Here is a 17,241-nt window from a genome sequence, read left to right as displayed (position 1 = left end):
AGAATCGGTGTTTAGCCTTCTACACGGATAACGGAGGTGATGTCGCGGACGGTATCGAGGGCGTCCACCACGGCCATGGTCTTGCGCAGGTTAGCGTCGGTGGCGCGGTGGGTGACAATACGGATGGAGGCGCTGGTGCCATCGCCGGTGCCCTTAGCCTGGCGCATGGTCTCGATAGAGACTCCGTGCTCGGCAAAGATACGGGCGATGTTGGCCAGAACACCCAGCTTGTCTTCCACAACGATACCCACAGAGTAGCGGGAGATGACATCGTTCATGGGGGTGGCAGCCAGCTGAGCAAAGGAGGACTCGGGGATGCCGGGGCCACCGAGCACCAGGCGGCGGGCCAGGGAAACGAAGTCACCCAGTACCGCAGAGGCGGTGGGAGCGCCACCTGCGCCGGGGCCGTAGAACATAAGCTCACCGGCGTTTTCAGCCTGTATGAAGACAGCATTGAAAGCACCGTGGACGGACGCCAGCGGGTGGGTGCGGGGTACCAGGGTGGGGTTTACGCGGATGTTGACGCCCTCGCCGTCCTTTTCGCAGACGGCAAGGAGCTTGATGACGTAGCCGTCGGCGGCGGCTGCCGCCACATCGTCAGCGGTGATGGAGGTAATGCCCTCACAGTGAACGTCGTCAACGGTGAAATCGGAGTGGAAGGCCAGGGAGGCAACAATCGCGGCTTTAGAGGCGGCGTCGTGGCCCTCGATATCGGCGGTGGGGTCAGCTTCAGCGTACCCCAGGCGCTGGGCCTCGGCCAGGGCGTCGGTGAACTGGGCGCCGGTGGTGTCCATCTGGTCCAGGATGTAGTTGGTGGTGCCGTTCATGATACCCAGCACGCGGGTGATCTGGTCACCGGCCAGAGAGTCGCGCAGGGGGCGCAGGATTGGAATAGCACCGGCCACAGCAGCCTCGTAGGAGAGCTGGGCCCCGCTCTTAGCCACGGCAGCAGCCAGTTCTACACCGTGCTTAGCCAGCAGGGCCTTGTTACCCGATACCACCGACTTGCCGGCGGTCAGGGCGCGCAGGATGCGGGTGCGGGCAGGCTCGATACCGCCGGTAAGTTCAATGACCACGTCGGCAGCGTCAATGAGCGCCTCAGCATCGGTGGTGTAGAGCTCGGGTGCAGCCTCATAGTGGCGCTTGGCTGAGGTATCGCGCACGGCAATACCGATGAGCTCAACCGGCGCACCAATGCGGTCTTGCAGGGACTCGGCGTCTTCGGTGAGCATGCGGGCTACCTGTGAGCCGACGTTACCGGCGCCCAGTAGCGCTACTTTGATGGTGGTGTTGCCCAAGAGCGTCTCCTGACGTAGATGGGAAATAGGTTCATGGCTACGCTCACCATGCTAGCGGGTAAGACAGCGTAACCCAGAGTATGAACTTTATTTTCTCACGGAGTGGTTGATGGCAGGACGCCGCCCCACCGCTCCCTGCCCGCAGGCGGGGAGGCTGGCAGGCGGCGTCCTGGTGAAGAACCCTAAACTAGACCCAGGTCGCGGGCCAGCATATCGTCTTCGGTTTCGCGGCGGATAATAGCGCGCGGTTCCTTACCCTGAGCCGTAGCGATGACCGGCGGACGGGTCAGGTAGTTATAGTTGGAGGCCATAACGTGGTTGTAAGCGCCGGTGGCCGGAACAGCCAGAATGTCTCCCGTTGCCAGGTCGGCCGGCAGGTAGCAGTAGCGAATCACAATATCGCCGGATTCGCAGTGCTTACCCACCACGCGGGAGAGAATCTGCTCCCCTTCCGGAGCCCGGTTAGCCAGGGTCACGGCGTAGTCGGACTCGTAGAGCACCGGGCGGGGGTTATCACTCATGCCGCCGTCCACCGAGACGTAGCGGCGCACGCGGGTGTCCCCGTTCTCATCCTCAATTGCCACGTCCTTGATAGTACCGACCGTGTAGAGGGTGATACCCGAGGGGCCCGAGATGGAACGCCCAGGCTCAAAGGAGAGATGAGGTATAGCCATACCCACGTTGGCGCAGGTCTTAGAGACCATGTCAGCCAGCTCGGTAGCAATATCGGCTGAACCGCGCGGGGTGTCCTGCTCGGTGTAGCCAATACCGTAGCCGCCACCCAGGTCAATCTCGGGCAGCACCACGCCAAAGCGCTCGTTGAGCTGCTGCATGTAGGTCAGCACCTTCTCAGCGGCCTTACCGAAGCCCTCGGCCTCAAAAATCTGGGAGCCAATGTGGCAGTGTAAACCGCGCAGGTCAATGTGCTCACTGGCCAGGGCCAGAGCGGCAGCCACGGTAGCGTAGGCATCGTCTGCGGTAATTCCCAGCTCGGTCAGCTCTTCAAGCGACAGACCTGCCAGCGGTGCGGTACCGGCTGCCAGAGACTGACCGAACTTCTGATCCTCGTGGGCGGTAGCAATGTAGTCGTGGGTTGAGGCGTGGACGCCCGGGGTCACGCGGAGCATGACCGGGGCGGTGACGCCCAGCTCGGCTGCTACCTGCGCAATCAGCTGCACCTCGGGCACCGAGTCGGCCACCAGGCGCCCTACCCCGTAGCGCAGGGCACGGGCAATCTCGCCCGCCGACTTGTTGTTACCGTGCAGGGCGATTTTCGCGCCGGGCACCCCGGCCCGCATGGCAATCGCCAGCTCGCCCCCGCTGGCGGTATCGAGGCACAGGCCCTCTTCCTCAGCCCACTTGGCCACGGCGGTCGCCAGGAAGGACTTACCGGCGTAGTAGACCGAGACCTCAGCTCCGTGCTTCTCAAAAGCCGTCTCGAAGGCGGAACGGAATTCAGAGGCGCGGGCGCGGAAGGTGGTCTCAGAAAAGACGTATTCGGGGGTGCCAAAGTCGGCAACCAGACGGCTGACGGGGGTGCCGTCCACCTCAAGTTCGCCGTTCTCAGAGCGGGTGAAGGAGGGCATCCAAATCACCGGGTCAAGGTCGGACGGGGCGGACGGGTAGCTCAGCCAGTCGGGCTTGAACAGTGCGGCTTCTGCGCCCATTTACATCTTCTCCGGTGCGCTTACACCCAGCAGGCCCAGGCCGTTGGCCAATACCTGGCGGGTAGCGTTGTTCAGCAGCAGGCGGGTGCGGTGCAGGTCGGTGACCTCTTCATCGCCCTTGGGAGCAACGTGGGAGACACCGTACCAGCGGTGGTAGGCACCGGCCAGGGTTTCCAGGTAGCGGGCCACGCGGTGGGGCTCACGGAAGTCAGCGGCTTCTTTGACGGCACCGGCGAACTGGCCCAGGGCAGCCAGCAGGGCCGAGTCTGCCTCTGAGTTCAGCAGGGAGGTATCGACGGAGTCAGTGGTGACGCTGGCAGCCTCAGCGTTGCGGGCGATAGCGCAGGTGCGGGCGTGAGCGTACTGCACGTAGAAGACCGGGTTCTCGTTGGACTGCTTGGTCAGCAGATCCAGGTCGATATCGATGTTGGAGTCTACCGAGTAGCGGGTCAGGGAGTAACGGGCTGCATCCACGCCCACGATTTCAACCAGGTCTTCCAGGGTCACAACGGTACCGGCACGCTTAGACATACGCACGGGCGTACCGTCCTTGACCAGGTTAACCATCTGGCCAATCATGACCTCAACCATGTTGGGGTCATCGCCCAGGGCAGCGGCAGCGGCCTTGAGGCGGGCTACATAGCCGTGGTGGTCAGCACCCAGCATGTAGATCGCCAAGTCAGCGGGGTTCTCTTCGCGCTTGGTCTTGTCCTGGAAGTAGGCGATATCACCGGCGATGTAGGCGGCATTTCCGTCAGACTTGATAACCACGCGGTCCTTGTCGTCGCCGAAGTCGGTGGACTTGAGCCACCAGGCGCCGTCCTTGAAGTAGAGGTTCTCGGACTCCTTGAGCTTCTCAAGCAGCTCATCTACCTTGCCGTTTTCAAACAGGGAGTTCTCGTGGAAGTAGACGTCAAAATCAACGTGGAAGTCGTGCAGGGACGCCTTGATGTCCTCGAACATGAATTCAACACCGGTAGCGCGGAAAACTTCCTGGGGGTCTTCGGCGTCAAGGGCATCGGGGCGAACCTCAAGCACCCGGTTGGCGATATCGGTGATGTACTCGCCACCGTAGCCGTCCTCGGGAGCCTCCTCACCCTTGGCACGGGCCAGCAGGGAGCGAGCAAAGCGATCAATCTGGTTGCCGTGGTCGTTGAAGTAGTACTCACGCACAACCTTGGCACCCTGGGAGATGAAGATACGGGCCAGGGAGTCACCCACAGCGGCCCAACGGGTACCGCCCAGGTGGATGGGGCCGGTGGGGTTAGCGGAGACGAACTCCAGGTTGATGGTCTGACCGGCCAGGGTTTCGTTAGTACCAAAAGCTGAGCCCTGCTCAACGATGGTCTTGGCCAGCTCACCCGCCGCGGCGGCGTCCAGGGTGATATTGAGGAAGCCGGGGCCAGCGATATCTACGCTTGCCACACCGGTAATCTCGGTGATTCGGGCAGCCAAGATCTGGGCTACCTCGCGGGGGTTCTTCCCCACCTTCTTAGAAATCTGCAGGGCGATGTTGGTGGCCCAGTCGCCGTGGTCGCGGTTCTTGGGGCGCTCTACGCGCACAGCGGGGGCGGTTTCGCCGTCGGTCAGGGTCAGTTCGCCGGCTTCGAACGCTGCGGTCAGCGCGCCGTCAATTGCACTTGAGAGTTCTTCGGGAGTCATAGGGTCAAGTCTACAGGGTGAGCTGTAGACCTACCCAGCGAATGATATGTTCCCAGGTGCTCTCGCTGGCGTAGATTGCCGGGTCGGAGTGCTCCGCCCCGCCAATCAGAGTCAGTTCGGTGGCGATTCCGGCGGCTGAGAGGGCACGGTGAGCCTCGACGGACTGGTTGGGCGGCACGCAGGTGTCTGCGGTGCCGTGGATGTAGTAGACCGGGGCGTGGGTCCGTTCGCCGGTTCTCTGGGCTTCTTGGGCGTAGTCGATGGGGTGAGCTTTGGCCCAGTTAACCTCTGCTGGGCTACCTGCCGGGGCGGGGTAGGTGGAGCCGAGTAGCCGCCATTCGGCACCGTCGTCTTCGGGGTGGTCGTAGGGGAAGCCCCAGGCCACGCGGTCATCGAAGATGGTGCGCAGGTCGCTGACCCCGTAGATTGAGACGGCACAGCGAACGGACGAGTCCGGCTCACCGGCGATGGTGCGGGCAGCGAGCGCACTGGCTGAGAGGCCTTCGAGGTAGGGCTCGTTCAGGTGGCCTGTGGCGGCGGCTAGCTGGACCAGGTGCCCGCCTGCTGATCCGCCTGCGAGGACGATACGGTTGGGGTCGATTGCGAAGTCTTCGGCCCTGGTTTTGAAGTAGCGGATGGCTGTTTTGAGGTCGTTGATTTGGGCGGGGAAGAGGGCCTCGTGGCTGAGCCGGTAGTTGATGGAGGCTGTGGCGTAGCCGGCGTGGGCGAAGCGTTCGCGGACGCGGTGTAGACCGTTATCAGCTAGCAGGAAGGAGGATTTATCGCCGAATCGCCAGGCTCCGCCGTGGACGTAGATGAGTAGGGGCACGGGGTGGTGTTCACCGGTGGGTGCGCTGGGCGGGTAGAAATCAAAGGTCTGGGAGGGGTGGTTGGTTCCCGCGTAGTTGCCGGTGAGTGTGGTCATTGATTCAGCCCTTCGGTGCGCTGGTCTTTGTTCCTACTGTAATCGGTTTGTGTTGTGGGGCGGGGTTTCTGATAGAGTAATCAGGTCTGAGTTTCACTGTCTATAGTGAAGGTTCAGTGTTGCCCTCGTAGCTCAGTGGATAGAGCACCAGTTTCCGGAGCTGGGTGTCGAAGGTTCGAATCCTTTCGAGGGCACAAAAAATAATGGTCTGCCATACTGCGCTTGCGCAGGGCAGACCATTATTTTTTGTGCCTGGCGTCAAAATCGTCACCGATGTGACGATTTTAGCCAGCTAACAGTTTTGCCAGAATGCGCGAAGCGCTGGCCTACCTTCTCTTTTTGTGCCCGGCGTAAAGAAAGGCCCCAGTGGGGCCTTTTAGCCGGCTAAAACAAGCGGAGCCAGAATGCGCGAAGCGCTGGCCTACCTTCTCTTTTTGTGCCCGGCGTCCGCCTTCTTCCCCGCATTTATTCTGTTTTACCCGCAACTAGTTGCGGGGTTTTCAGGCTAAGTGCGGGTTAGTTTGGGGCAACGAGTTCCACTTCAAACCCCTGCTTATTTTCGATCTAGAGTTCAACGTGGTGGAAGCCGGGGCGGGAAACTGCCTCCTGGTGGCGCAGGCTGGCCGGGGTGCGTCCGTCCTTGCGGAGCCTAGCGGCTATCACCGCGTCGTAGGTCTGCCCGGCGTAGAGGAATTTCTCCCGCTCGATCCCTTCAATCTGGAACCCGGCTGCGGCGGCAACGGCTCCGCTTGCGGGGTTGTTGGCGCGGTAGCCCAGTTCCAGGCGGCGGAGGTGGGGCGAGGGTAAGGACGCCAGCAGGCCGGTATCGAGAGTAGGTAAGGTTGGTGCGGGGTTGGGTTCGCCCAGGGCCCAGGCGCACGCCGCCCTGAGGGCTGCTTGTGTGTAGCCCTGCCCGCGGTAGGGGTCAGCTATCCAGTAGTAGACCCAGGCCCTATCCCAGGCTCCGGTGTCACTGCGGGCCGTAAAGTTCAGCCCGATGAGCCCTGCGGGCCGCCCTTCATCGCTGAGGCAGAAAATAGCCCGGTTTTCAGCCGGTAGGTAGCTGGTTTCGATGAGGTTCAGGGCGTCCTCTTCGCTGGCGAGGGCTGGCATCTGCCGCTCCAGGCCTGAGGATGTGCGATAAATCGAGTAAAGGTCAGGGGCGTCGGTGAGCACCCAGTAGCGTAGCTCCATGTGCCTAGTTTAGGTCAGGAGCAGGCCGGCGGAAGGCTACCCAGACTGCTGATATCACGCCGATAACCAGGGCAAAAATGATAGAAAAGATAGCATCGAAGATAAAGTCCTGCGGGTCGATACGGGGCAGATCAACCCCAAGACCGAATACCGCGCCCAGCAGGAAGGCCCCGGAGGGACGAGCCGTAAACTGTCGACGGTAGATCAGGTGAAGGTCGGGGCCGGGGAAGCGCATGGCAGCTAGGCTGATGAAAGTCAGGGCGACTGCCCCAATCGTCATACCAATGAGATAGGGCGTCAGTTCTTGTTCTGGGAGCGCGAAGGCCCGCAACAGGCCGATGACGCCGCTGATGGAGGCGCCAAAAGCAGCGACCAGGGTGAGATAGAGTGCTTTCGTCATTGAATACTCCTTTCGGCATTCCTTCCCAGCCTACCAAAGTACTAAGTAGGGTTGCTTATATGAAGCCGGGTAGACTTGGGGCGAAACCCCACCCTTTCGCACCAGAAATGAGAGTGACATGGCTGAAGCCGTCAACACCCCGCACATTGCCCCGAACGGCGCTGAAATTGCCGAAACTATCCTGCTGCCCGGCGACCCGCTTCGCGCCAAGTTCATTGCCGATACCTACCTTGAGAACGTCGTGCAGTTCAACACCGTGCGCAACATGTTCGGCTTCACCGGCGACTACAAGGGCCAGCGCATTTCGGTCATGGGTACCGGTATGGGCATCCCTTCGGCCAGCCTCTACGTCCACGAGCTGATTCACACCTTTGGCGTGAAGAACCTGATCCGTATCGGCACCTGCGGTGGCATGGCTGAGGGCCTTGACCTTTTCGACCTGGTCGTGGCCTCAGCAGCTTCGACTGATTCTAACTTCATGCACCACTACAAGCTCCCCGGCACCTTTGCCCCGACCGCGTCCTGGCCCCTGCTGTCGGCTGTGGCCAAGGAGGCCGAGGCCCAGGGCAAGACCCTCAACGTGGGTAACGTGCTGTCTTCTGACGTTTTCTACCGCTCTGACTTCTCCGACGCCTCTAAGTGGGCTGAGATGGGTGTGCTGGCTGTTGAGATGGAAACCGCCGGTATCTACGCTGTGGCTGCCGCCGCCGGTGTGCAGGCCCTCTCTGTTTTCACCGTCTCGGACCACCTCTTCAAGGGTGTTGAGACCACCGCCGAGCAGCGTCAGACCGCTTTCACCGACATGATGGAGCTTGTCCTGCCGGTAGCGGCCAGCCTCTAAATTTTCTGTCAGGACGCCTGCGCCCCACTCCCCTGCCCCAGGGCAGGAGGGCGGGGCGTCCTTATACAGAAATAGCTTCCAGAAGTTTATCGACTATAGTCGATAGGCTTCACGCGCCCAGTGAAACCTGACCGTTCCTGCCGGCTCTGCCCTAAAATAGAGGGCAGTATGTCTAGTTCAGATTCTTCCCGCACTCCTGCCCAGCCCCTCTCCGCTATCGCCGCTGCTATGCACGGCGCGGGCGTCCGCGCATCCGAGCCCACCGAACCCCAGACCGCCGGAAAGCGCGGTGGCAGGGGGAAGCAGGCGTCCGGCCCTCGTGAGGGAGCGGACGCGCCCGCCCGTTCCCAGCGTCGCGGCCGCAGCTCAGCACCCCGGGGCAAGCAGGGCGGGAAAAAACCGAACCAGCGCCGTCCCTACACCCCGCTGATTCCTAAGACCATCGCCTACCCCGAGGGCCTGCCCGTCTCTGCCCGCCGGGATGACATCATGGCAGCTATCCGCGACAACCAGGTCACCATCGTTGCGGGTGAAACCGGCTCGGGTAAGACCACCCAGCTCCCCAAGATGCTCCTTGAACTGGGTCTGGCGGAAAAGGGCATGATTGGCCACACCCAGCCCCGCCGTCTGGCCGCCCGATCGGTGGCTGAACGGATCGCCGAAGAACTGGGGCAGACAATCGGCGAAACGGTGGGCTACCAGGTGCGCTTCACCTCAGAGGTGGGCGAAGGCTCCGCTATCAAGCTCATGACCGACGGTATTCTGCTGGCCGAAATTCAGAACGACCGGCTGCTGCGCCAGTACTCGGCCATCATCATTGATGAGGCCCACGAGCGTTCCCTCAACATTGACTTCATTCTGGGCTATCTCAAGCGCATTATGCCGCAGCGCCCCGACCTGAAAATCGTCATTACCTCAGCCACCATCGACCCCGAGCGTTTCGCCCGCCATTTCTCCCCCAGCTTTGTGCCCGGTGTCGGCATCGTCGATGAGACCCTCAGCCCCGAAGAAAAAGAAATCGCCGAGGCAACCCTGCCCGATGACGCCCCGCCCATCATTGAGGTCTCCGGCCGCACCTACCCCGTCGAGATCCGCTACCGCCCCTTGAGCGAACCCCGCACCGGCGACGGCGGGGAAGACGAGGCGGATGCCGGTGACGGCCTCGAGGACGACGACCGTGACCCGATTGAGGGCGTGCTTGACGCCATCCGGGAGCTTTCTGAAGAGGCCCCCGGCGACATTCTGATTTTCTTCTCGGGTGAGCGTGAAATCCGCGACGCGGCCGACGCTATCGAGGATATGGTGCGATCCACCCGCCGCCTGGCCGACTACGAGGTGCTGCCCCTCTACGCCCGCCTATCGATGGCTGAGCAGCACAAGGTTTTCAAACCCGGTGGCCGGCCCCGTATCGTGCTGGCAACCAACGTAGCTGAAACCTCCCTGACCGTACCCGGCATCAAGTACGTGATCGACACCGGCACCGCCCGTATCTCGCGCTACTCCGCGCGGACCAAGGTACAGCGCCTGCCCATCGAGCGTATATCGCAGGCCTCAGCCAATCAGCGTTCGGGCCGCTGTGGCCGTGTCTCTGACGGTATCGCCATCCGCCTCTACTCCGAAGAGGACTTCCAGGCCCGGGCCGAGTTCACCGACCCCGAGATTCTCCGCACCAACCTGGCCGCAGTCATTCTGCAGATGACCGCTATCGGCGTGGTCAAGTCCCCCGCCGATATTGAGAAGTTCCCCTTCGTTCAGCCGCCCGAAACCCGCGCTATCAACGACGGCGTCAACCTGCTGCGTGAGCTGGGGGCACTTGCTACCCCCGGCCGTGATGGGGCGGACGCCCTCCCCCGCGATACGCGCGGGGCACGCGGTAGAGGGGGGCGGCGTCCGTCCTCACCGCTCACTGCCGCCGGGCGCGCCATGGCAGCCCTGCCCGTTGACCCCCGCCTAGCCCGCATGATTGTGGAGGGTTCCAAGCGGGGCGTTGCCAAGGAAATCATGGTGCTGGCTGCTGCCCTGACCATTCAGGACCCCCGCGAGCGCCCCGCCGAGCACCGGGGTGAGGCAGACTCCCTGCACGCCCGCTATAAGGATGAGAAGTCAGACTTCACCTCCTATCTGCTGCTGTGGCAGTACATCAACGAGAAGCAGGCAGAGCTGTCGTCGAGCCAGTTCCGTAAGATGTGCCACCGGGAATACCTGAACTTCCTGCGTATTCGTGAGTGGCAGGATCTCTTTGCCCAGCTGCGGGAGATTGGCCGGTCGGCCGGTATTACGGTTGAGGGCGGGCGCGATATTGACCCGGCTGCCAGTGAGACCGAGGTGCATAAGTCACTGCTCTCAGGTCTGCTGTCGCATATCGGTATGCAGGATGAGCAGAACCGCCACGAGTATCGGGGGGCGCGCGGAACCCGGTTCGCGATTTTCCCCGGCTCTGCCCTCTTTAAGAAGAATCCGGTCTGGCTGGTATCTGCTGAGCTGGTAGAGACATCCCGCCTGTGGGCGCGCGTGAACGCGCAGATTGAGCCCGAGTGGGTGGAAGAGTTGGCTGGGCCCCTGCTCAAGCACTCTTATTCTGACCCGCACTGGTCTGCCCGTCAGGGGTCGGTGCTGGCCCATGAGAAGGTCACTCTCTTTGGGCTGCCCATCATCGCCGACCGGCGTATCCAGTACTGGCGGGTTGACCCGGTAGCTGCCCGCGAGATTTTCATTCAGTCTGCCCTGGTAGAGGGCGATTGGCAGACCCGCCACCGCTTCTTTGCCCGTAACCAGAAGGCTCTGGCTGAGGTTGAGGAGCTTGAGGCTCGTCTGCGCCGCCGTGACCTGCGGGTCGATGACGCTGTCCTCTTCGACTTCTATAACGCCCGCATACCCGAGCACGTTGTCTCTGAGCGCCACTTTGACCGCTGGTGGAAGGAGGAACGCCGGGTCAATGAGCACCTGCTGGATTTCACCCCCGAAAACCTGATTGACGAAGAGGCCGCCGATTACGATGAGTCTCTCTTCCCCCGCACCTGGACTGCCCGCACTTCCGGCGGGGAGCTGGCCCTTGACCTGCGCTACGAGTACGCCCCCAGCGTGCAGATTGGTGGGGTGCGCTCGTCTCAGACACAGACGGACGGCATTGCCGTGCAGGTTCCGGTGCTCTTCTTGGGGCAGCTTGAACCGGCTCCTTTTGAGTGGCTGATTCCGGGTCTGCGGGAGGAGCTGGTGACGGCCCTGATTAAGTCCCTGCCCAAGCAGATTCGCAAGAACTTTGTTCCTGCACCGGACGTTGCACGTCAGGCCGTTGAGAAACTCAACGCCGACTACTCCCCCGCTACTGACTCTCTCACTGAGGCCCTGGCCCTGGTGTTGCGCCGCCTGCGCGGGCACGTGGTCGACCCGGCCGAGTTCAACTGGGATGCGGTACCCGAGCACCTGCGCTTCACCTTCCAGGTGCGCAACCACCAGAATAAGATTCTGGGCGAAGGCAAGGATTTAGTGGAACTCCAGGGTCTTTTGCACGCCGAGATTCGCTCTGCCCTGGCAGCTTCTCTGGGTGCAAGCCCCGAGACCATGGGCAAGATGGCTGCCATGGCCGCTGGTGGTAAGAAGGGTCAGGACGCCCGCGACGCCTCTGCACCCTCTGCAGCTGCCAGCGGGGCTGGGAGCCGGGGTGCAGGTGTCAAGGGGGCACAGGCGTCCGCCCCGGAACAGGCGCCGGGCAGTAAAGCCGTGCGGGAGGTCTCGGGTCTAACCGACTGGCCGGAGCAGGATCTCCCCCGTAAAGTCGAGCGCGTCATTGCTACCCAGACGGTTGCAGGCTACCCGGCCCTGGTGGATGAGGGGGCGTCCGTTGCTGTGCGGATCTTCCCCACCGAGGCTGAAGCTAGCCGGGCCCAGCGCGGGGGCGTGATTCGCCTGCTCAAACTCAATACTCCCTCGCCCGAGCGCTACGTCTCTGAGCACCTGAACAACCGTGAAAAACTGGTCTTTACGCAGAACCCCCACGGGTCAATCGACGCCCTCATTAGTGACTGCACGGTAGCCGCTATCGACCAGCTGGTGCCCGCCACCCCACCTTTTACCAGGGCGGAGTACACTGCCCTGTTCAATAGCGTGCGGGCTGAGCTCATTGACACGGTCTTCGTGATGACCAAGCTGGTTGCCGATATTCTGTCGGAAACGGCTAAGGTTCAGAAGCTCATTAAGAAGTCCACCTCGCTTGCAGTCGTTCACGCCATGAGCGACATGAAGAGCCAGCTGGAGAACCTGGTCTACCCGGGGTTTGTGACCGAAACCGGTGCGGTTCAGCTGCACCATCTGCCCCGCTACCTCAAGGCGATCTCCAAGCGTATTGAGAAGCTGGGGCCCAACGTCAACCGGGATAACCAGCTCATGCTGACCGTGCAGGAACTTGAGGACGCCTACGATAAGGCCGTGCAGTCCCTGCCCGGGGGCACGGTGCCGACTCCCGAGCTGGAGCAGGTCGGCTGGATGATTGAGGAACTGCGCGTCAGCTTCTTCGCCCAGGAACTCGGCACCGCCTACACTGTCAGCGAGAAGCGGGTGGCTAAAGCCCTGCGCGAGGCTATGGAGGCCATCAAGAACGCCTAGGCCCGCCCGTCCTCTCACCAAAGGGGACCGCAAAACTTAAAAAGGACCACATAATTTGCGGTCCTTTTTAAGTTTTGAGGTCCCCTTGGATAGAACTAACGGGGCTAGGAAGCTACCGAGTCGCCGTAGCCCAGCTCGGTCAGGGCCGCCCGCAGCTTTTCAGCAGCCTCGTCCATGGCAGCTGCGTCGGGGTTACGGTTGGCCTGCTCGAAGGTGAACTCGCTCTGGTCAACAGCGGGCCACACATGAATATGGGTATGGGGCACATCAAAACCGGCAATAATCATGCCCACGCGGGTGGGATCAAAAGCCTTCATCAAACCCTTCGATACCTTCTGAGCCACATCAAAGAGGTGGGCAGAGAGCTCCTCGGGCAGGTCAACCCAGTGGTCAATCTCAGCCTTAGGAACCACCAGGGTGTGGCCGTACTGGAAGGGCTCGATGGTCAAGAAGGCAACTGCCTGCTCGTCCTCCCAGATAAAACGGCCGGGCAGTTCTCGGTTAATAATCTTGGTAAAAACAGTGCTCATGGTGCTTACTCCTCAATCTCTACAGACTGGCCAGGAGCCAGGTACTCAAAGGTGGTGCCGTACTTCTGGCCAAAGTTGGTTGCATGGCCAATGATCATGTTTCGACCGTTTTCGGCAAGCAACGAATCATGAATCTGGAAGGCCCGCGGGGCGCGAACGGCAATGATGAAGTCAATGACCTCCTGAATCTTGTTCCAGGGAGCGTGAATCGGCACCAGCAGAGTACCCACCTCAATGCCGTGGGGCACCACAAAAGAATCCCCCGGGTGGAAGAGGTTATCGTCAATCAGGTAACCCACGTTATCGATGACCGGCAGCAGGGGGTGGATGACAGCGTGGTTGCCACCGAAGGTTTTGATAGAGAAGGACGAGAGGGTCAGCTCCCCATCAGCTTCCACTGACTTTGCAAGAGCCTCGGGCAGGGCCGCAAGAACGGCATCAATGACAGCAGCAGGGGCGTGAATGGTGACCTGCGGGTTCTCCCGCAGAAAAGCAACCACCTTGCCCTCATCGAAGTGATCGGGGTGCACGTGGGTGACCAGAATATGGTGGGCCCCGTCCAGGGCCTGCTCGACCTCGGAGAAGTTTCCGGGGTCGAGCACCAGAACGGCGCCGTCCTTTTCGAGCCTGACGCAGGAGTGGGTGTATTTGGTAAGTTTCATACCTACCACCCTAGTAGCTCCCACCACAGTCAGACTAGTTGAAGCTGACGGTTTCTTTCTGCTGAACACATACGCTATTACCTGAAAACGTTGTTTTTCGCCCCGCGCGAGGGCCGTTTCTGCCCCGGGAAACCTGGTGTACAGTAGGCACAGAGAGAGACCGATTTTAGACGAGGGAATGACCCGTGAACACCAACTCAGCGTCGTCAGCCAGCAAGCCCACCGAAATCCGCAACACTAGACAGCGCCGGGCAGTCACCGCAACCCTCGAAACCCTCGAAGACTTTATTTCTGCTCAAGATCTGCACCAGCTCATGCTCTCGCGCGGCGATAAGGTGTCGCTGGCAACCACCTACCGTCTCTTGCAGTCCATGGTGGGCACCGGTGAGGTAGAGGCCCTCAAGACCGAGGACGGCGAAGCTATCTACCGCCGCTGCGACTCAGAGCACCACCACCATCACCTGCTCTGCCGTATCTGCGGGGCTGCCCGGGAATTTGAGATTCCCGAGCTTGAAGAGCTAGCCCTGGCGATTGCTGCGAAAAATGACTACACCGAGGTCAAGCACGTCATTGAGATTACCGGGGTCTGCTCTAACTGCTCTGCCCACCAGCAGGGCTAGGCGCTGCTGCGGCTTCAGATGAGCGGACGCGCCCCGAGGCTGAGTAGCGCTGGCGGACGGCTCGCACCAGGCGGCAGGCCACGAAGATGAGGAAAGACAGAGTGGTCACGTAGGGGCTGATAGGCAGGGAGCCTGCCAGAGCCAGAAGAATACCGCCCACCATGGCTGCTTCTGCAAAAAGCACTGAAAGAATTAGAGCGCGCAGGGGCGAGGCTGTAATTTGCAGGGCTGCCGCTGCCGGGGTAATCAGCAGGGCCAAAACCAGCAGGGAGCCCACCACCTGCACCGACAGGGCGGTGGCAATACCCAGCACAATCATAAAAGCAACCGACAGGGCCTTCAGCGGCACGCCCTTGGCTGAGGCAACCACCGGGTCAAGCGAGGCGAACATGAGCGGCCGCCACATGATAGCCAGAGCCGCAATAATCACCACCCCGCCGATGATCATAGAGGTCAGCTGGGCAGAGTCAACCGAAACAATCTGACCGGTCAGCAACGAGAACTTATTAGCTGCTCTGCCCGAGTAGAGGGAAAGGAAGAGGATTCCCAGCCCCAAGCCAAAGGGCATCAGGGCACCGATGATTGAATCGTTTTCGTGGGCCCGGGCGCCCATCAGGGCAATCAGCAGGGCAGAGATAATGGAGCCCACCAGGGAACCGGTGACCACGTTATAGCCCAGGAGCAGAAAGAGGGCAGCCCCAGCAAAAGACATCTCGGCGATGGCGTGCACCGCAAAAGCGTGACGGCGGAGCATCACAAAGAGCCCTACAAAGCCACCGATTACACCCAAGATAGCCCCGGCGATAATGGACTGGCTCAGCAGGGCCACCAGCTCACCGTAGCGGTCAAAGACAAAGACCTTGCCCATAAAGTCCGCAAAAGTCATCGGTTATCTACCCCTTTCACGGGTGCAAGTAGCTGGGGGTGGTCGGTTTCCAGGGCGCAGTGGTGCTCCCCGTGCTCGCCGCCCACTACCACGTAGCGGCCGTTGGTCTGTATCACCGATACCGGAGTCTGGTAGAGGTCGGTGAGCACCTCGCTGCGCATGACCTGCTCCACCGACCCCACGGTGAAGCGTCCGCCCGCGAGGTAGAGCAGGCGGTCTACATGGTCGATAATGGGGTTGATCTCGTGGGTCACGAAAACGACTGTAGCCCCGTGCTCCCGGTTATAGCGGTGAATCAGGTCAGAGACGGCGTACTGGTGGTTGAGATCCAAAGAAAGCAGGGCCTCATCTGCCAGGATGATCTTGGGGTCATTGGCAAGAGCCTGGGCGATACGCAGGCGCTGCTGCTCACCGCCCGATAGAAGCCCCACCGGCACATTGGCGTAGTCGCTGGCACCGACCGCATCGAGCAGGGAGTCAACCTTCTCCCGGTAGACCCGGTTCTTCACGCGGAAGCCCCAGCGGTGGCCGTCCACCCCCAGTCCCACAAAATCGCGGGCCCGCAGGGGCATCTCGGTGCCAATCGCTTTCTGCTGGGGAATGTAGCCGACGCCGGGGTTCCCTAAACGGGCGGGGGCACCCAGCACCGCAATTTTGCCGGCACTCAGCTGGGTCAACCCCAAGATGACCTTGATAAAGGTCGATTTGCCCGAGCCGTTGGGGCCCAGGACGGCAAAATATTCGCCCTGTTCGACGGTGAGGTTGAGGTCCTGCCACAGGGTACGGTGGCCAAAGGAAAGCCCGCCCCCGGTCACCGTAAGGGCGGGGACGAGCTGGGTAGAAGAGTGAGCCATAGGCTTTATGCTACTGCCTTTTCTAGGTTGTCGATGTTCTGGGTCATCCAGTCCATGTAGCTGGTGTTCTCGGGCAGGGTCTCGGTGAAGGAGACGCTGGCAACTCCGGCTTCCTGGGCGAAGGTATAGATTTCGGTGGTCTGGGCGGTCTGGGTCTGCTCGTTGAAGGCCAGCAGGTCGATGCTACCGCCGGTGAGGGCGTCCTTGGCTTCCTGCATGGTCAGTGGAGCGATATCGCTTTCGCTATCGACCGCTGCGGTCAAATCTGCCGGGGTGGAGTCGGTGAAGCCGGCGTCCTCCAGCATGTAGCCCGAGACCGGCTCGGTCGCCAGGTAGGTACGTTCTTCGGTGTCGATAGTCTTGAGACGGTCAAGTAGCTGGTCAGCGTCGGTGGAGAAGGCTGCAGCTGCGCTGGTGTAGGCGTCCGTGTTGGCGGGGTCGAGCTCAGCCAGGTCGGCTGCCACCTGATCAGCTACCTTCTTCATGGTGTCCAGGTCGTACCAGACATGCTCGTTGTAGGAGTGCACATGGTCAGAGTGGTCTTCACCGGTGGTGCTGTGCTCTTCTGCCATGTGGGCCAGGTCGTCGGCGCTAAAGAGGCCCGAGAGTTCTACCGCGTTCACCACGATCTGGTCGGGGTTATCGGTGCCGGCCATTTCGGAGAGGAAGGTGTCGTAGCCGCCACCGTTGACGACAACCAGGTCAGCGTCTTTTACGGTCAGGCGGTCCTGGCTGGTGGCTTCGTAGGAGTGGGGGTCCACAGCAGTTGAGGCGATGAGCGGGGTGACCTCTACCTGATCGCCTCCGACTGCCGCCACCACATCGGCATAGACGTCGGTGGTGGTGACGACCTGCAGGGTTCCGTCGTTTGAGGACGAGGACGCGCTTGTCCCGCTTGACCCGCAGGCAGAGAGAGCCAGCGCCGATACGGCAAGCAGTGAGACGGTGGGGAAAATCTTTCGCATGGCGCTGTCCTTTGGTACGGAGTAAGGGATAGGGCTTCTGCCAGCCTACTCCTTTCTGCGAACGGTTCGCAAATAAAAAGTGCGTACACCGCATCACACCCGCGCCCCGCTAGAAATACAAGGACGCCCACCCCG

General features: G+C 61.3%; 14 protein-coding genes and 1 tRNA gene. 4 read left to right on the top strand and 11 right to left on the bottom strand.

What is annotated here, in order from left to right:
• Positions 1–11: 11 nt before the first annotated feature.
• The 4 genes from HWU94_RS04255 to HWU94_RS04240 all read right to left on the bottom strand — a co-directional run bounded on the left by HWU94_RS04255 (position 12) and on the right by HWU94_RS04240 (position 5,552).
• The gene (locus HWU94_RS04255; RefSeq protein ID WP_185174451.1) at positions 12–1,298 is read right to left on the bottom strand and encodes a homoserine dehydrogenase; all 1,287 of its coding nucleotides are present in this window, start codon (positions 1,296–1,298) and stop codon (positions 12–14) included.
• A gap of 182 nt (positions 1,299–1,480) precedes the next feature.
• Entirely contained in the window at positions 1,481–2,965 is a 1,485-nt protein-coding gene (locus tag HWU94_RS04250) for a diaminopimelate decarboxylase (RefSeq protein WP_185174450.1), read from the bottom strand.
• Positions 2,966–4,627 (bottom strand): arginine--tRNA ligase, encoded by a 1,662-nt coding sequence (gene argS, locus HWU94_RS04245; protein ID WP_185174449.1) that lies wholly within the window; start codon positions 4,625–4,627, stop codon positions 2,966–2,968.
• Between the two features lie 10 nt (positions 4,628–4,637).
• On the bottom strand, positions 4,638–5,552 hold the full coding sequence (locus HWU94_RS04240; protein ID WP_185174448.1) for an alpha/beta hydrolase: 915 nt from the start codon (positions 5,550–5,552) through the stop codon (positions 4,638–4,640).
• 121 nt (positions 5,553–5,673) lie between these two features.
• On the opposite strand from HWU94_RS04240, the gene HWU94_RS04235 reads away from it, so the two are divergent.
• Positions 5,674–5,746 (top strand) — tRNA-Arg (locus HWU94_RS04235).
• Between the two features lie 370 nt (positions 5,747–6,116).
• Here HWU94_RS04235 and HWU94_RS04230 read toward each other — a convergent pair.
• Complete coding sequence (locus HWU94_RS04230) at positions 6,117–6,746, bottom strand: GNAT family N-acetyltransferase (RefSeq protein ID WP_185174447.1); 630 nt, start codon at positions 6,744–6,746, stop codon at positions 6,117–6,119.
• 4 nt (positions 6,747–6,750) lie between these two features.
• Entirely contained in the window at positions 6,751–7,146 is a 396-nt protein-coding gene (locus HWU94_RS04225; RefSeq protein WP_185174446.1) for a hypothetical protein, read from the bottom strand.
• Positions 7,147–7,264: 118 nt separating this feature from the next.
• Here HWU94_RS04225 and deoD point away from each other — a divergent pair, with 118 nt between their 5' ends.
• Both deoD and hrpA read left to right on the top strand, forming a co-directional pair.
• Positions 7,265–7,987 carry a purine-nucleoside phosphorylase gene (deoD, locus tag HWU94_RS04220; RefSeq protein WP_185174445.1) on the top strand — a complete coding sequence of 241 codons (723 nt, stop codon included), beginning with the start codon at positions 7,265–7,267 and terminating at the stop codon, positions 7,985–7,987.
• Between the two features lie 168 nt (positions 7,988–8,155).
• A complete protein-coding gene (hrpA, locus tag HWU94_RS04215; protein ID WP_185174444.1) occupies positions 8,156–12,589 on the top strand; it encodes an ATP-dependent RNA helicase HrpA in 4,434 nt (1,477 codons plus the stop codon).
• A 104-nt stretch (positions 12,590–12,693) separates the two neighbouring features.
• On the opposite strand, the gene HWU94_RS04210 is transcribed toward hrpA, so the two are convergent.
• Both HWU94_RS04210 and HWU94_RS04205 read right to left on the bottom strand, forming a co-directional pair.
• Positions 12,694–13,119 carry an HIT family protein gene (locus HWU94_RS04210; RefSeq protein WP_185174443.1) on the bottom strand — a complete coding sequence of 142 codons (426 nt, stop codon included), beginning with the start codon at positions 13,117–13,119 and terminating at the stop codon, positions 12,694–12,696.
• A gap of 5 nt (positions 13,120–13,124) precedes the next feature.
• The gene (locus HWU94_RS04205) at positions 13,125–13,781 is read right to left on the bottom strand and encodes an MBL fold metallo-hydrolase (protein ID WP_185174442.1); all 657 of its coding nucleotides are present in this window, start codon (positions 13,779–13,781) and stop codon (positions 13,125–13,127) included.
• Between the two features lie 185 nt (positions 13,782–13,966).
• Between HWU94_RS04205 and HWU94_RS04200 the strand changes: the two genes are divergently transcribed.
• Positions 13,967–14,401 (top strand): Fur family transcriptional regulator, encoded by a 435-nt coding sequence (locus HWU94_RS04200; protein ID WP_244956022.1) that lies wholly within the window; start codon positions 13,967–13,969, stop codon positions 14,399–14,401.
• Here HWU94_RS04200 and HWU94_RS04195 read toward each other — a convergent pair.
• Genes HWU94_RS04195 through HWU94_RS04185 form a run of 3 tightly spaced genes read right to left on the bottom strand, consistent with a single transcriptional unit; the run spans position 14,373 to position 17,106 of the window.
• Entirely contained in the window at positions 14,373–15,287 is a 915-nt protein-coding gene (locus HWU94_RS04195) for a metal ABC transporter permease (RefSeq protein ID WP_185174441.1), read from the bottom strand. The genes HWU94_RS04200 and HWU94_RS04195 overlap by 29 nt on opposite strands.
• Positions 15,284–16,141 carry a metal ABC transporter ATP-binding protein gene (locus HWU94_RS04190; protein ID WP_185174440.1) on the bottom strand — a complete coding sequence of 286 codons (858 nt, stop codon included), beginning with the start codon at positions 16,139–16,141 and terminating at the stop codon, positions 15,284–15,286. The genes HWU94_RS04195 and HWU94_RS04190 overlap by 4 nt, the downstream gene beginning before the upstream one ends.
• 5 nt (positions 16,142–16,146) lie before the next feature.
• Positions 16,147–17,106, bottom strand: a complete 960-nt coding sequence (locus tag HWU94_RS04185) for a metal ABC transporter solute-binding protein, Zn/Mn family (protein WP_185174439.1) — start codon at positions 17,104–17,106, stop codon at positions 16,147–16,149.
• Positions 17,107–17,241 lie beyond the last annotated feature (135 nt).

Origin of the sequence: Rothia nasimurium (assembly GCF_014217215.1) — a bacterium.
GTDB classification, from domain to species: domain Bacteria; phylum Actinomycetota; class Actinomycetes; order Actinomycetales; family Micrococcaceae; genus Rothia; species Rothia avistercoris.
Note: the sequence above shows the minus strand (reverse complement) of the source record. Positions and strands in the feature narration are given on the sequence as shown.